Source organism: Mycobacterium sp. E1386 (assembly GCF_001672745.1).
Taxonomy (GTDB): Bacteria; Actinomycetota; Actinomycetes; order Mycobacteriales; family Mycobacteriaceae; genus Mycobacterium.
The window spans coordinates 1-15,142 of the sequence record NZ_LZKH01000163.1 but is presented as its reverse complement, the minus strand read 5'-3'; the positions used below and the strand labels follow the sequence as shown (position 1 = coordinate 15,142).

General features: G+C 68.1%; 15 protein-coding genes and 1 pseudogene. 2 read left to right on the top strand and 14 right to left on the bottom strand.

Going from position 1 to position 15,142, the window contains the following annotated elements:
• Positions 1–85 precede the first annotated feature (85 nt).
• The 8 genes from A5709_RS16510 to A5709_RS16475 form a co-directional block, all read right to left on the bottom strand.
• Entirely contained in the window at positions 86–1,321 is a 1,236-nt protein-coding gene (locus A5709_RS16510) for an acyl-CoA dehydrogenase family protein (protein WP_067943475.1), read from the bottom strand.
• Positions 1,322–1,342: 21 nt separating this feature from the next.
• Positions 1,343–1,957: a TetR/AcrR family transcriptional regulator gene (locus A5709_RS16505; protein WP_082974071.1), complete on the bottom strand. Its 615-nt coding sequence runs from the start codon at positions 1,955–1,957 to the stop codon at positions 1,343–1,345.
• Positions 1,957–2,850, bottom strand: coding sequence for a hydroxymethylglutaryl-CoA lyase (locus A5709_RS16500; RefSeq protein ID WP_068120832.1), 894 nt, complete (start codon positions 2,848–2,850; stop codon positions 1,957–1,959). Before A5709_RS16500 ends, A5709_RS16505 begins: the two co-directional genes overlap by 1 nt.
• Entirely contained in the window at positions 2,847–4,055 is a 1,209-nt protein-coding gene (locus tag A5709_RS16495) for a CaiB/BaiF CoA-transferase family protein (RefSeq protein ID WP_068120831.1), read from the bottom strand. Before A5709_RS16495 ends, A5709_RS16500 begins: the two co-directional genes overlap by 4 nt.
• On the bottom strand, positions 4,052–5,233 hold the full coding sequence (locus tag A5709_RS16490) for an alpha/beta fold hydrolase (protein WP_068120829.1): 1,182 nt from the start codon (positions 5,231–5,233) through the stop codon (positions 4,052–4,054). Before A5709_RS16490 ends, A5709_RS16495 begins: the two co-directional genes overlap by 4 nt.
• Before the next feature lie 2 nt (positions 5,234–5,235).
• Entirely contained in the window at positions 5,236–6,327 is a 1,092-nt protein-coding gene (locus tag A5709_RS16485) for a homogentisate 1,2-dioxygenase (protein ID WP_068011278.1), read from the bottom strand.
• 163 nt (positions 6,328–6,490) lie between these two features.
• Positions 6,491–7,462 carry an NADPH:quinone oxidoreductase family protein gene (locus A5709_RS16480; RefSeq protein ID WP_067944714.1) on the bottom strand — a complete coding sequence of 324 codons (972 nt, stop codon included), beginning with the start codon at positions 7,460–7,462 and terminating at the stop codon, positions 6,491–6,493.
• A 22-nt stretch (positions 7,463–7,484) separates the two neighbouring features.
• Positions 7,485–8,483, bottom strand: coding sequence for an acryloyl-CoA reductase (locus A5709_RS16475; protein ID WP_068120827.1), 999 nt, complete (start codon positions 8,481–8,483; stop codon positions 7,485–7,487).
• Positions 8,484–8,505: 22 nt separating this feature from the next.
• Between A5709_RS16475 and A5709_RS16470 the strand changes: the two genes are divergently transcribed.
• Positions 8,506–9,363, top strand: a complete 858-nt coding sequence (locus A5709_RS16470) for an oxidoreductase (protein WP_068011272.1) — start codon at positions 8,506–8,508, stop codon at positions 9,361–9,363.
• Positions 9,364–9,440: 77 nt separating this feature from the next.
• Here A5709_RS16470 and A5709_RS16465 read toward each other — a convergent pair whose 3' ends face one another.
• The 3 genes from A5709_RS16465 to hisN all read right to left on the bottom strand — a co-directional run bounded on the left by A5709_RS16465 (position 9,441) and on the right by hisN (position 12,949).
• Entirely contained in the window at positions 9,441–10,646 is a 1,206-nt protein-coding gene (locus A5709_RS16465; RefSeq protein ID WP_068011270.1) for an acyl-CoA dehydrogenase family protein, read from the bottom strand.
• A 20-nt stretch (positions 10,647–10,666) separates the two neighbouring features.
• The gene (locus A5709_RS16460; RefSeq protein ID WP_068011267.1) at positions 10,667–12,076 is read right to left on the bottom strand and encodes an acyl-CoA dehydrogenase family protein; all 1,410 of its coding nucleotides are present in this window, start codon (positions 12,074–12,076) and stop codon (positions 10,667–10,669) included.
• Between the two features lie 84 nt (positions 12,077–12,160).
• On the bottom strand, positions 12,161–12,949 hold the full coding sequence (gene hisN, locus A5709_RS16455; RefSeq protein ID WP_067949919.1) for a histidinol-phosphatase: 789 nt from the start codon (positions 12,947–12,949) through the stop codon (positions 12,161–12,163).
• A 33-nt stretch (positions 12,950–12,982) separates the two neighbouring features.
• Here hisN and A5709_RS16450 point away from each other — a divergent pair, with 33 nt between their 5' ends.
• The gene (locus A5709_RS16450; RefSeq protein ID WP_068120824.1) at positions 12,983–13,312 is read left to right on the top strand and encodes a hypothetical protein; all 330 of its coding nucleotides are present in this window, start codon (positions 12,983–12,985) and stop codon (positions 13,310–13,312) included.
• A gap of 48 nt (positions 13,313–13,360) precedes the next feature.
• Here the strand turns inward: A5709_RS16450 and A5709_RS16445 are convergent, their stop codons facing one another.
• The 3 genes and pseudogenes from A5709_RS16445 to A5709_RS16435 form a co-directional block, all read right to left on the bottom strand.
• On the bottom strand, positions 13,361–14,155 hold the full coding sequence (locus A5709_RS16445) for a slipin family protein (RefSeq protein ID WP_067949922.1): 795 nt from the start codon (positions 14,153–14,155) through the stop codon (positions 13,361–13,363).
• Complete coding sequence (locus A5709_RS16440; RefSeq protein WP_068120822.1) at positions 14,152–14,778, bottom strand: hypothetical protein; 627 nt, start codon at positions 14,776–14,778, stop codon at positions 14,152–14,154. The genes A5709_RS16445 and A5709_RS16440 overlap by 4 nt, the downstream gene beginning before the upstream one ends.
• 3 nt (positions 14,779–14,781) lie before the next feature.
• Positions 14,782–15,142: pseudogene (locus A5709_RS16435) on the bottom strand (nitric-oxide reductase large subunit); the annotation flags it as partial.

Below are 15,142 nucleotides of genomic sequence, written 5' to 3'. Positions count from 1 at the left end.
GCGCGCAGGTTCTCAACCGCCACATCGGCACCGAGGACCGGCGCCAGCACCGCGGCGAGCTGTGGGGCCAACTGCTCGGTCGATGTCACTTGCCAAACTTAAACAGCCGCTGCGCCACCCGGCGAATCTGGATCTCCTCCGCTCCCTCGGTGATCCGGTAGCGACGGTGATGGCGATAGATGTGCTCGAACGGCTCGTGCCGGCTGTAGCCGAGGCCACCGAAGATCTGCATGGCCCTGTCGGCGGCGTCGCAGACGAGTCGGTTGGCGCGGTAGTTGGCCATCGACACCTTGTCCGAGACCTCCATGTGGTGGTCGCGGTCCAGATGCCAGGCGGCATAGGCCACCAGCAGCCGCACCATCTGCGCTTCGGTCTGCAATTCGGCCAGCGGCCATTGCACGGCCTGGTTGACCGACAGCGGTTTGCCGAAAACGGTCCGGTTGCCGGCGTATTCGGCGGCGCGGTCGATGCAGTACTGGGCCGCGCCCAGGCTGCTGGCCGCCTGCCGAATCCTGTTCTCGTGCAGGAACGTCTGCGCGACCTCCAGACCGCGGTCGACCTCGCCGAGCACCGCATCGGCGGGCACCCGGACGTCGGTCAACTGGACTTCGCCGTGGTCGGTCGGCATGTTGAACGTCCACCAGTAGTAGGGGACGGTGAACCCGGGCGCATCGGTCGGCACCAGGAACGCCGTGATGCCCCGCGCCTGGCCCGGCTCACCGGAGGTGCGCGCGAACACCAGGTCGTGGGTCGCGCGGTGCACCCCGGTGTTGAACCGCTTGGCGCCGTTGATCACCCACCCGTCGCCGTCGGCCTGCGCGCGCGTCTCCAGCCACGTCGCGTCCGAGCCGTGCTGGGGCTCGGTCAGTCCGAACGCCATCGAACGTTCCCCGGTGATCAGCGCTTCGGACCAGAGCCGTCGCTGCTCGTCGGTGCCGAACCGCTCCATCATGATCACCTGCGGGAAGTTGCCGACGATCGAGGATTCGTTCTGCAGGTCGTTGTGCAGGCCGAGGCCCTTGTGCGCCAAGTGCTCCCGGATGACGGCCATGTCGACGTTGGTGCCGTCCCGGCCGCCCAGCGACGCCGGCAGCCCGTACCGCAGCCAGCCCGCCTTGTCGGCCCGCCTGCGCATCTCGGCGAGCAGATCCTCCCATTCGCGCGTCGGGATGCCGTCGTTGTCCCAGTCGGTGCGGGCGTGTTCGCGGCGCTTGTCGAAGTACTGGATGTGGTCGCGCTCCAGCGGTTTGATCTCCGTCTCGATGAACTCGTCCATTTGAGCGAGCAGGCCCGGAAGGTGTTCGGGGAGTGTGAAATCCACAGTTTTCTCCTTTGCAAGGGCTTACGCGCCGTAGAGGGTTTTCTTCCAGATCGTCGACAGGGTGGCGATGGCGTCGGAGTCGCTGATCTTGATGCCCAGGTTGGAGGGGCCGACGAAGACGGTGGTGAAGTTCTCGAATAGCAGGGCGATGGCCGCCGCGGTGTGTTGCGGGTCGAGCTCGGTTCCGTAGCCCTGCTCCTGGGCGCGGCGGACCGACGCGGCGACGATGTCCATGCCGAAGCGGCGGAATTCGTTCTGCACGGCCGCGAAGCGTCGCTGGGTGGCGGCCAGCTGGGCCACGGCGATCATGATGCCGATGTTCTGCTTGAACATGTTCCAGTACCCGGTGACCACCGAGGTGAAGAAGGCGTCGTCCTCCGCAGAGTCCGGTAACTCGAGGCTCAGCCCCGACGGTGTCACGACATCGTGCAGGAAGGACTCGGCGAGGGCGGCGAGCAGGTCTTCCTTGTCGGCGAAGTACCGGTAGAACACCGCGGGCGACTTGCCGGCCGCCGACGTGATGTCGGCCAGCGTGGTCCCGTGAAAGCCGCGCTCGGCGAACAGCTTCCGGGCGGCCAGCTCGATGGCCTGCCTGGTCTGGCGGCCCTTCGCGGTGCGCGCCTCCGGCGCGGGCATCAGGCCCGCATCCGGTCGCCGGCCCGCAGCAGGGCGCTCGGCAGGTCATGGCCGACAACGGATTTGGCGACGTCGGCCGCGGCGATGGCGGCCTGCAGGTCGACGTCGACGTCGATGCCGCTGTCACGCAGCAGGTAGACCAGGTCCTCGGTGGCGATGTTGCCGGTGGCACCCGGCGCGAACGGGCAGCCGCCCAGCCCGCCGACCGAGGAATCCAGCCGGGTCACCCCGGACCCGACCGCGGCGTAGGCGCTGGCCAGACCGGAGCCGCGGGTGTTGTGGAAATGCCCGCCCAGCGGCAGGTCGCCGATCATTGGACGCAGTTGTGCGATCAGCGAACTCACGCGCCCCGGGGTGGTGGTGCCGATCGTGTCGGCGATGGACAGGCGGTCGGCGCCGCGTTCGCGGGCGGCCGCGGCGATGTCGGGCACCCGCTCGGGCGGGGTGGGGCCCTCGAACGGCGAGTCCCACGCGGTGGCGATGACAACCTCGACGGTGACGTCTGCGCCGTGCGCGATCGCGACGATCTCGTCGATCGCCTCGGTGGCCTCGGCGCTGGTCCGCCCGACGTTCGCCTGACTGAACGTGTCGTCGGCGGCGACCACGTACTCGATCGAGCGCAGCCCCGCCGCAACGGCCCGCTTGGCTCCGTTCGGACTGGCCACCAGGGCGGAGAACTCGATGTCGGGGTAGTCGTGCAGGTGGGCGGCAAGCTCGGCGGCGTCGGCCATCGACGGCACCTTCGATGGCGAGACGAACGCCGTGGCCTCCACCTCGCGGACCCCGGTCGCGGCGACCGCGGCCAGCAGTTCGAGCTTGGCCGACAACGGAATCGGCGTCTCGATCTGCAGGCCGTCGCGCAGCGCCACCTCGCGGATGTGCACGTGCGTCATACCACCCCCTCGGCCCGTAACTCCTCGAGCTCCGCAGCGGTCTTGCCGAGCAGCCCGATGTAGACGTCGTCGTTGTGCTGTCCCGGGCGGGCGGGCCCGGCGTTGCGCACGCGGCCCGGCGATTCCGACAGCACCGGCACGATGCCCGGCCCCAGGACGTCCCGGCCGAGCCGTTCATCGAAATGTTCGACCAGCATGCCGCGGGCGCGCAGCTGCGGGTCGTTGACCACCTCCGCGACCGTGTTGATCGGGCCGGCGATCACCCCTGCGGCGCTGAGGGTTTCGATGATGTCGCCGGGCTGGCGTTCCGCGGCCCAGGCGCCGATGATCTCGTCGAGTTCATCCTGATTGCGGCCGCGCGCGCCGTGCGTGGCGAACCGGTCGTCGGCGGCCAGCTCCGGGCGCCCCATCGCCTTGCACAGCCGGGCGAAGACGGTGTCCTGGTTGGCGGCGATCACCACCCACGAGCCGTCGGCGCTGCGATAGATGTTGGAAGGCGCGATGCCCTCCAGCCGGGTGCCCGAAGGCCCGCGCACCACGCCGCTCAGGTCGTAGTCGGGGATGGTGGATTCCTGGACGGCCAAACAGGATTCGGTCAGCGCGACGTCCACCACCTGGCCGCGTCCGGTGATGCTGCGACGGTACAACGCCGCCATCGCCCCTTGCGCGCCGAACATGCCGGCCAGGGTGTCACCCAGCGAGAGTGCCAGCCTGGGCGGCGGGCCGCCCGGGAAACCGTTGAGATAGCGCAGCCCGCTGGCCGCCTCGGCCACCGAGGCATACCCCGCCTTGTGCGCGTCGGGGCCGGTCTGGCCGTAGCCGGACACCCGAACCAGGATGATGCCCGGGTTGCGGGCGCTCAGCACGTCGTAACCCAGGTCCCATTTCTCCAGCGTCCCCGGGCGGAAGTTCTCCACGATGATGTCGGACTTCTCGACGAGGTCGCAGAACAGTTCGCGGCCATGTGGCCGGCGCAGGTCGAGGGTGATCGCTCTCTTGTTGCGCGCGTGCACCGTCCAGAAGACGTGCTGCCCGTCGAGCTCGGCCTGGCCCCAGGTGCGCAACGGGTCCGGGGCGCCGGGGGGTTCCACCTTGATGACGTCGGCGCCCATGTCGCCGAGTAGCCGCCCGGCGAAGGGGCCCGCGATCAGAGTGCCCAGTTCGAGCACCCGGATGCCGTCCAGCGGCCCCGCCGCCGCGCTCATTCTTTGTCCGCGAAGTCGTGGCGGACCAGCCAGTCGGTGACGATGTCGACGGCAGCGCGCAGTTTGTCGCGCTGATCGAGGCCCGCGTAATAGTGTGTGGCGCCGGGGATTTCGTGCATCTCCTTGTCATGATGGCCGATCGCGTTGTAGAGCCGGCGGGTGTGGCTGGGCGTGCAGGCGTCGTCGGCGAGGTTGCCGATGACCAGCGCGGGGATTGCGATGTCGGCGCCGCAGGCCACCCCGTCGCCCCGGGCCTCGTCGTAACTCCATTGCGAGAGCCAGCCGCGCAACGTGGAGAAGCGCGCCAACCCGACCGGGCTCATGTTCACCACCTGAGGATCCCCCAGGTAACACGTTCCCGGGGTGCGTTCGTTGGGATCGACGGTCGGGTCCAGCCAACGCGGGTCGGCCATGGTGCCGTGCACGACGAAACAGAACTCCTCGTCCGGACGTCCGGCGGCCCGCAGTTCGGCGAGTTTGTCCTTGACCCACGCGGTGATGCGCCGGTTGCGTTCGATCTGCGCGTTGCGGTAGCGGGCCAGGAATTCCTGGGTGTAGGGCGGCTGGTTCGGGTTGTCCGGGTTGTACAGGTCCAACTCGGGATCGCGCTTGGTGGGGTCGGATTCGTCGAGGATCGACGCGTCGAGCCATTCGGTGAGCGTGCCGTGCCGGCTGATGTGCGCCGCCAACAGCATGATTCCGTCGGCGGCGGGCAGGTCCAGGGCGGTCAGGTCGGGGCCGTCGCCGGACGGGCTCGAGGTGATGGTGGGGTGCTGGGCCTGCTGCTGGTAGAACATCGACAACGAGCCGCCGCCGCTCCACCCGGCCAGCACCACCTTCTGGTAACCCAGCCGCTTCTTGGCGTCCTTGATGCACTCGCCGAGATCCTCGACCACCTTCTCCATCAGCAGCGCCGAGTCGGTGCCGCGGAACCTGCTGTTGCAGTAGATGACATGATGGCCGGCCCGGGCCAGCGCGTTGATCATCGGCAAATAGGCCCCGCCGCCGATCGGGTGCATGAAGACGAGCACGGTGTCCGACGGCTTGTCTATGGGCTTGAGCAGGTAGCTCTCCAGCACGGTGATCTCGGCCAGACCGCCGTACACGTCGCGGACGCCGGAATTGTTCTGGAAGGCAACGAGATAGGGGATGCGTTCGTATTCGTGGCGGGTCGTCATGCTCAGTGTTGTCCTAGGTCGTGCGCCAGCACCTCGGCCGACGGGGTCAGACGCCGGCGGGTGTCGACGGCGATCACTTGCCAATCGACGCGGGAGTACTCGTCGAACTTGCGGCGCGCCCGTTCCCGCGCCTTCTCCGGTGCACCGTGGTGGACGCCTTGCGGCGCATGGGAAATCAGGCCGGGCGGCATCGGAATGCCGTAGAGCGAGCCGCCGTGGAAGAAGGCGATCTCGTCGTAGTCGACATTGCGGTGATACCAGGGTGTGCGTTCGGTGCCGGAGACGCCTTCCGCGGGCTTCGGCAAGAAGTTCATCACGTAGACGCCGGTGGCCTGCATGAACAGGTGGACCGTCGGCGGCAGGTGAACGCTGTCGGAGGTGACCACGTTGTAGTCGGCGATGTTGAACGTGAACGGAAAGTTGTCGCCGCGCCAGCCTTCGATGTCGAGCGGATTGTGTTGGTAGAACAGCGTTGTGGGGCCACCATCATGGACGAGCCGGACCTCGTACTCGTCCCTGCCGTCGTCGTCGATGGGCGCCGGTTCGGGAATGGTGGCCTGCGACGGGTCGAACGGGAAGTGGCGGCCCAGCGGCCCGGGTGGCGGAACCCGGAACTCGTCGGTCGCCTCGATCATCAGCATCGTCGTCTCGCTGTCCGGCACCTGGCGCCAGGTGCAGGCCTTCGGGATGTAGACCCAGTCGCCGTCGCGGTAGCGCAGCGGCCCGAACTCCGTTTCGAGCAGGCCGGCACCCTGGTGGACGAAGCACAGCAGGTCCCCGTCGACATGGCGGGCGTAGAACGGCATCGGCTCGTGGCGGCGGCTCAACAGGATTCGGCAGTCGGCGTTGCTGAACATCAGCAGGGGAGCGCCGTTGGCGTCGGTGGCGTCGCTGGGCTTGAGCTCACCGGCCAGCACGTCGACGGGGCGCAGCGGGCCGACGGACCGGTAGGCGGTGGGGTCGTGGCGGCGGTAGAGGTTCGCCGTGCGGCCGGTGAATCCGCCCCGGCCCAGCTCGTCGTCCTTCAGCCCGTCCAGGTCGGCGTGCAGGCGGCGTGGCGTTTTCCCTTTTCGCAAGTGGACGAAGGATTCCATGGCTGACTCCCGGCTGCGGCGGCTAAAACTGAAAGTGACATTACTTTTTGTTCCGGGCCTGCACAAGGGCGGACCATGCCCGGCTACCGGGATTTGATATCGCCCGCGCTATCGAATCCTGCGAATGTCACACGACCGGGCGCGGCCGGTTCGGCCCATCGCGTCAGTCGCGGACGCGCACCACGACCTTGCCTTTGGCGGTGCGGTTCTCCAGGGACGCGACCGCGGCGGCGGCGTCGTCCAGGGGGTAGACCTCCGGGTCGGGGGGAGCCAGCCGACCCGAGGCAAGCAACTTCTCCAGTCCGGCCCACTGCTCGGCCAGCGCGTTCGGATGCGTCGCCGTCCAGGCGCCCCAGCCCACGCCGACCACGTCAATGTTGTTGAGCAGCAACCGATTCACCTTGACGGTGGGAATGTCGCCGCCGGTGAAGCCGACGACGAGCAGCCGTCCGCCCGGGGCGAGCGAGCGGAGCGAGTCGGTGAACCGGTCGCCGCCGACCGGGTCGAGCACGACGTCGACGCCGCGGCCGCCGGTGAGCTCCTTGACCGCGTCCTTGAACCCGTCGGCGAGCACCACGTCGGTGGCCCCGGCGGCGGTCGCGACGTCCGCCTTCTGTTCGGTGCTGACGACCGCGATGGTGCGCGACGCCCCGAGCAGCGATGCCAGCCGCAGCGTCGATGTTCCGATGCCGCCGGCCGCGCCGTGCACCAGCACCGTCTCGCCCTGGGCCAGCCGGCCGCGCACGGTCAGGGCGAAGTACACCGTGAGGTCGTTGAACAGCAGGCCGGCGCCCGCCTCGAAACCGACATTGTCGGGGAGCTTGAACACCCGGTCGGGTTGCAGGATCGCGACCTCGGCCATGCCGCCGGACAGCATCGTCAGGCCGACGACTCGGTCGCCGGGCCGCACGTGTGCGCCGTCCGGCGCCGAACGCACCACCCCCGCGATCTCGGCTCCCAGCACGAACGGCGGCTCGGGGCGGTACTGGTACAGGCCCCGGGTCAGTAGGGCGTCGGGGAAGGCGGCACCGGCGGCGTACACATCCACGACCACGCCGTCACCCGAGGGTTCGTCGATCTCCGCCACCTCGATCGCGTCCGGACCGTCCAGCCGAATCACCCGTGCAGCTCGCATGGTCGGTCAGCCTACTGCCGGCTCAGAATCCCCCGGCGACCCGCACCACCGCCCGCCCGGTGAACTTGCCGGCGCGCACCCGATCCAGCACATCGACCACATCCCTGATGTCGACGTCGCTGGTGAGTGCGTCGACATGACGCGGGCGCAACGAATCGCCCAGCAGCGCCCACAGTTTGCGGCGCGGGCCGATCGGCATCTGCACCGAATCCATCCCGAGCAGCGCGATGCCGCGCAGGATGAACGGCATCACCGTGGTCTTCAATCCCGGGCCACCGGTGAGGCCGCTGCAGGCCACCGCACCGCCGTAGTCGACGGCGCTGAGCACGTCGGCCAGGGTCGCGCCGCCGACGCAGTCGACCGCGGCCGCCCAGCGCGCCTTGGCCAGCGGCCGCGGTTTGGCGTCGGGGTCTTCCGGCAGCCGCCCGATAACCTCCGCGGCGCCAAGCTCTTTCAGCAGCCCGGCCGCCTCCTCCTTGCCGGTCGAGGCGACCACCCGATAGCCCTTGGCGGCCAGCAGGTCCACGCTGACCGAGCCGACACCACCGGAGGCGCCGGTGACGACCACCGACCCGGCGCCGGGTTCGATGCCCCAGTCGATCAACGCCTGCACGCTCATCGCGGCGGTGAAGCCGGCGGTGCCGATCGCGGCGCCCTCGTGCGGGCTCAACGAGCCGAGTGCGACGACCTGGTCGCCCGGCAGCCGCGCGTATTCGGCGTAGCCGCCGTGGTGGCCGGTGCCGATCTGGTATCCGTGGGCCAGCACCTTCTCGCCCACGGTGAAGTCGGGTGATTGCGACTCGACGACCTCACCGGTCAGGTCGATGCCCGGCACCACGGGGTAGCCGCGCACCACGCCGCCGCCGGGGGTCAGCGCCAGCGCGTCCTTGTAGTTGACGCTCGAATAGAGCACCCGGATCGTCACCTCACCGGGCGGCAGGTCGGAGGGGCTCAAGGTCTCGACCGACGCGGTTATCCGGTCACCATCTTCGCGAGCGACGAGCGCTTGAAACGTGTCCATCCCCCGACGCTAACCTCACGGTATGGATTCCTTTCCACTCGGTCGCTTTTCGGTCTCCCGGGTGGGCTTCGGCGCCATGCAGTTGCCGGGCCCGAACGCGTTCGGTCCGCCCCGCGACCGCGGTGAGGCGCTGGCCGTGCTGCGGCGGGCGGTCGAACTCGGCGTCGACCACATCGACACCGCCCAGTTCTACGGTCCCGACGTGGCCAACGAACTCATCCGCGAGGCGCTGCATCCCTATCCGGAGAACCTGGCGCTGGTGAGCAAGGTGGGCGGGCGTCGCGACGGCAGCGGCGGCTGGCTGCCGGTCGATGCGCCGGCGGACTTGCGCCGCGACATCGAGACGAACCTGCGGGCCCTCGGTGTCGAGCAGCTGGCCGTGGTCAACCTGCGCGTGTTCGAAAGCGACGGGCCGGATCAGCTGTTCGACGACCAGCTGTCGGTCATGATCGAAGCCCGTGACGAGGGGCTGATCGGCGGCATCGGGCTGAGCAATGTCAACCGCGAACACCTGCTGCATGCGTGCGAGCGCACCGAAATCGCCTGCGTGCAAAACGCGTTCAACCTGGTTCAGCGCGATTCGGCGCCGGTGCTGGCCGAGTGTGCGGCGCGCGGGATCGCGTTCGTTCCGTTTTTCCCCCTGGGGGCCGCCTTCATGCGACCCAACCCGGTGCTCACTCACCAACTCGTGGTCGACGCCGCCGAGCGGCTGGGGCGTACGCCGGCGCAGGTCGCGTTGGCGTGGACGCTGAGCCTGGCGCCCAACGTGCTGCTGATCCCGGGGACGTCGTCGGTGCGACACCTCGAGGAGAACCTGGACGCCGCGTCCATCGAACTCGACGGCGACGTGCGCGAGCGGCTGAACGCGGTCGGCGCCTAAGTTTCGCCGAACGTGCACTCAGGGTGAAGAAATCGCCGAATTCCCGCCATGGTTGCACGTTCGGCGCGGACCGGGGGCTATTTGAGCTCGGCCGACGACAGGCCAAGCAGGCGGCGGGCGACCACCAGCTGCTGGATCTGCTGGGTGCCCTCGAAGATGTCCAGGATCTTGGAGTCGCGCGCCCACTTCTCCAGCATTGATTGCTCGGAATAGCCCGCGGTGCCAGCCAATTCAACCGTTTTGAGGGTGACGTCGCTGGCCATGCGGCCGGCCTTGGCCTTACTCATCGACGCCTCTTTGGAGTTGGGGATCTTGTTGTCGGCCTGCCACGCCGCACGTAGCGCCAGCAGGTAGGCGGCCTCCCAGTCGGCCTCCATCCGCAGGAACTCGGCCGCCGCGGCGCTCTGGGCGTGTGACGGTTTGTCGTAGGAGATCTCCACCCCGGCCTCGGTGAGGATCTTGCGGATTTCCTCCAGGGCGGCGCGCCCGACGCCGATGGCCATGGCGGCCACAATCGGCCGGGTGTTGTCGAACGTCTCCATCACGCCGGAAAAGCCTTTGCCGACTTCGATTTCCGGGTTCCCCAGCAGATTCTCCTTGGGGATGCGGACGTTGTCGAACCGGATCGCCGCGGTGTCGGAGCCTTTGATGCCGAGCTTGCGTTCGAGCCGTTCGACCGTGACGCCGGGGTGCTCGCGCGGGACGATGAACGACTTGATCGCCGCGCGCCCCTGCGACTTGTCCAGCGTGGCCCACACCACGATGTGGGTGGCGCGCGAACCGGCGGTGACATAGATCTTTTCGCCGTTGATCACGTACTCGTCGCCGTCCAGCTTGGCGGTGGTCGATACCGCCGCCGAGTCAGAGCCGAAGCCCGGTTCGGTGATGGCCATCGCCGCCCACACCTTGCCCAGGCGTTCCAGCTGTTCTTCGGTGGCGACGGCGGAGATGGCCGCGTTGCCCAAGCCCTGATAGGGGACCGACAACATCATCGCGACGTCGCCCCAGCAAGCCTCCAAGGTCTGCAGCAGGGCGGCCATGTTGGCGCCGTTGTGGTTCTGGTCCCTGTCTTGGTTTTCATCGCCCAGGTTGTCGGCCCCGGCGAATTCGATCGATTCCGAGGCGCCGGCGAACAGGTTGTACAGCGTGTCGAGTTCGACCGGGTAGGCGTGCTCCTTGAGGTCGTACTTGCGCGCGATCGGCCGCATCAGCTCCGCCGCGCCCTGATGGGTCTTCACGACGACCGCTTGCAGCTTGCGGGGCAGTTCCAGATTGATTGCCATGGTTGAACTTTCAGCTCGTGTTAGATGACTACGACGCCCTCGGCGACGCCGATGGCCCGCAGGTCGCGATACCAACGCTCGACCGGGTGTTCTTTGGTGAAGCCGTGGCCGCCGAGCAACTGCACGCCGTCCAGGCCTATCTGCATGCCCTTGTCGGCGCCCAGCCGCTTGGCCAGCGCCGCCTCGCGAATGAAGGGCAGGCCCTGTTCGGCCCGCGCCGCGCCGCGCCAGGTGATCAGTCGCAGCCCGTCCAGCTCGATCGCGATGTTGGCGCACATGAACGCCACGGCCTGACGATGCGCGATCGGCTCGCCGAAGGCCTCGCGCTCCTTCACGTAGGGCACGACGTAGTCGAGCACCGCGTGGGAGGTGCCCACCGCCAGCGCCGCCCAGCCCAGCCGGGACAGCGCGATGGCCTCCGAGTAGTCGTCATCGGTTGCCTCGTCCTCGCCCAGCCGCGCGCTCAGCGGGACGGTCACGCCGGACAGCTCGACGTGGCCCAGGGCCGCCGCTCGGATGCCCATGCTCGGATCCGCCTTGACGGTAAGGCCTTTCGTCGACGACTCGACGATGAACAGCGCGAGCCGCCCCTCCAGCTGCGCTCCGACGACGAACAACTCAGCGTCGGCCGCCGCCGGGACCAACGACTTCACGCCATCGAGGCGATAGCCGCTCGGCGTCCGCACCGCGGTGGTCTTCAGGCGGGTGGGGTCGAAGAGTGGTTGCGGCTCGGCGATCGCGACGCAGGCCTGGGGGACGTTCTCGCCGGCGAACTCGTGCAGATAGGTGGCCTGCTGGTCCGCGCTGCCCCAGTGGGTCAGCGCGGCGGCCACGCCCCCGGGGGCCAGGATCGGCAACGCGAGACCCATGTCGCCGTAGGCGAGCGCCTCGGCCACCAGCACGTTGGTCACGCTGGAGCGGTGCGCGGCGATGCCGTCGAAGTCCTCGGGGATGTTGATCGCGGTGATGCCCAACTCCGCTGCCTTGGCGATCAGGTCCGGTGGGTAGGTCGCCGCCTCGTCGGCGTCGTGCGCCGCGGGCCGCAGTACCTCCTCGGCGAATTCGCTGAGCGTCTCGACGATCATCTTCTGGTCGTCGTCGGGGGTCAGGTCGAAGTAGTCCTTGCCGCTCGACTTCAGCCGGGTCGGTCCGCCGCGCAGGTTCTGCAGCCGCTTGAACTCGCGGGACGCGGCGGCGGCGGTGGAGAAGACAGTCTTCGTGCCGTACTGCAGCCCCCGGTTGACCGGATCGCGCAGCCGGTACTTGTCCAGGAATTCCTGGCCCATCAGCGGGGTGAGCAGCGCGATGGCGATGTCGACGCCGGTGCGCTTGTGGGGTTGCAGCCCGATCCCGCTCTGCTGGTCTTTGCGTTTGCGACGCGAGCGGGCGGATTTCGAACTCTGTGTTGAACCGGAACCAGTGTCGGTCATGTCGGCAGCCTGTAGTAGTCGGGGCAGTGCGAATAAGCCTATCTTACTCCGGAGTAAGATAACAGAGAACAGTTGTTAACTAATTCACAGACCGCCGGCATCGAGAGCGCGAAGTACGAGTTCGTGCAGCGGCCCGTTGGTTGCCACCGCGCTGCCGCGGTGCGGCCCCGCGACGCCGTCCAGGCCGGTGAGCGTCCCGCCCGCCTCGCGCACCAGGATGTCGAGGGCCGCGAGGTCCCAGACGGACACCTCCGGTTCGGTGGCGATGTCGATCGCCCCCTCGGCCACCAGGCAATAGGAGAGGAAATCGCCGAAGGCGCGCACCCGCCACACGGCGTCGGTCAGCGAGATGAAGCGTTCCCGTAGGCCACGTTGCGCCCAACCGGACAGGCTGGAGAACGACAGGCTGGCCGAATCCAATTGTGTGACAGACGAAACCGAGAGCCGGCGGGGCGGCGCGCCGTTGACCGCGACGAAGGCGCCCTCGCCGTCCGCCGCCCACCACCGGCGCTGCAGGGCGGGGGCGCTGACGACGCCGACCGTGGGCACACCATCTTCGAGCAGTGCGATGAGACTGGCCCAGACCGGCACGCCGCGCACGAAGTTCTTGGTGCCGTCGATGGGGTCGATGATCCACTGGCGCCCGGTGAAAGTGGTCGTTCCGCCGAACTCCTCGCCGACGATGCTGTCGTGCGGCCGCTCGCGGCCCAGCGTCTCCCGCAGCTCGGTCTCCACCGCGCGGTCGGCGTCGGTGACCGGGGTCAGGTCCGGCTTGGTGTCAACGCGCAGGTCGAGGGCCCCGAACCGCGCCGACGTCAGCGTGTCGGCGCGGTCGGCCAGCGTCAGCGCCAACGTCAGATCGTCCCGGCTCATGACGCAGTCCTATCACGGCCCTACCATGGCGGCGTGTGGGAATTCGGCGTGCTGTTCCTGTTGGTGGCCGTCTTGGCGGTCGCTCTAGCCCAGCGGTTCCTGCCGCGCGGCCCCCGCGGCGATGTGCTGAACGGTACGTTGCTGGTCACCGGTGTGAGTCCACGCCCGGACGCCACCGGTGAACAGTTCGTCACCATATCCGGCGTGATCAACGGGCCCACCGTCAGCGAACACGCCGTGTATCAGCGCATGGCCGTCGACGTCGAGCAGTGGCCCACCATGGGCCAGTTGTTTCCGGTGGTGTACCCGCCGAAGAATCCGGACAACTGGCGGTTCGCACCGTCCGAGCCGCCCCCGGTATAGCTCCGTACGACGGGCGGGCGCGCCATCACCGCAAGTGGCGCTCGCCTGTCACCGGCGATTGTTGAAGTTGTCGACGATGCCCTGTAGCGCCTCGGGGTGTCGCAAGAACGGCGTGATGATGTCCACCGGCAGCGGGAAGACGACGGTCGAATTCTGGTCTGCCCCCAGTTCCAACAGCGTTTGCAGGTAACGCAATTGCAGCGAGGCGGGGCTCTTCGAGAGCGTCTCCGCCGCTTCACGTAGCTCTTCGGAGGCCTGCAGTTCCCCGCGGGCGTTGATGACTTTCGCGCGGCGTTCCCGTTCGGCCTCCGCCTCGCGGGCCATCGCCCGCTGCATCGACTCGGGAATCTCGACGTCTTTGATCTCCACGACGCGGACTTGCACTCCCCAAGGTTCGGTCTGCTTTTCGATGATCGTGCGCAGGTCGCTGTTGAGGTCCTCCCGGTGTGCCAGCAGGGTGTCCAAGTCCGCCCGGCCGAGCAGCGAACGCAGCGTGGTCTGGGCGATCTGGGAGGTCGCCACCGCGTAGTTCTCCACCGCCAGAATCGCTTTCAGCGGCTCCATCACCTGGAACATGACGACGGCGTTGACCCGGGCCGGCACGTTGTCGCGGGTGATCACCTCCTGCGGCGGAATGGTGAGCGTCACCAACCGCTGGTCGACGCGGATCATCTTGTCCAGGAAGGGGATGAGGACACGAAGCCCGGGACCGTAGAGCGGGCGCACATGCCCCATCCGGAAGACGATTCCGCGTTCGTATTCGCGCAGCACGGCCAGCGACCACCTCGCGAGCACGGCAAGCGTGACAATCCCAGCGACGACGACGATCACAACGGTGGTCATGTTGCCTTGCCCTCCTTGCTTTCCCAGCCGCCCCAGCGAGTGGAATACCTGTCGATCGCCGCGGCCGCCTGGTCTTCGAGCGCGGTGCGGTGGGGAAGGTGCTCCGGCGCATTGGACGGGGTGTTCCACAGGTGGCGGACCAGCGGCAGGCCGAGCAGTGCGACAACCCCGATGGTGCCCGTCAATACCAACACGTCGGCGCCCGAGTGATTGGCGACCAACATGGCCAGCGGCAACACGATTCCGAAGGCGGCCACGCAGCAGGCGATCCCGCGGTGGAACCGCCCAGCGTCCGAGTGCGGCCAAGGGTCCACCTCGCGGCTGATCTCCCGGCCGTGATCGGACGTCGTACAGCTGGACTTGACGGGACAGCTGTTACACACCACCGTTTGGGCGCGATATCGCATGACCCGGTGCCGCGGATCGAACGAAGTCGGCCACAACCAGTGGTCCTGCGGGCACACCCAGGCGTCATGATCGGGCCGGTAGGTGAATTGGCCTGTGCGCCAACGGGCCGCGCGCGCCGACGCCCGCCGGGCCATCGAGTCGAAACTCCAGCCGACGGCCAGCAGGGCAAGGGAATAGCCGGCGATCAGCCAAACGGAGGCGGCCGGTTGAGTCACCGCTCAGTCCTTCGCCGACACCGCGGCACTGGTGTCCGGCTCGGTCGGGGCTTCGACGTACAACGGATGTTCGGGCAACTCCTGAACCGTCGAGCCCGTCCGGAAATGCCGCAGCGCGGTCCAGGCGATCCAGACGAACGGCAGCACGCCGCCGACGATCAGGATGAGGTCGCCGGGCAGCCGGAGCCATTCCAGGACGGCGTTGCCGGGCCTGGTGATGTAGCCCAGGGAGCGCGCCTCGAAGTAGCCGTCGTTGACCGAGTGGTAGAGCTGCAGGACGCCGAGCGGCAGCAGGGTCACGAACACCATCCAGGCGAGGCCGATGTTCATGCACCAGAACGAGGTTCGCGCCAACTTCTCCGGC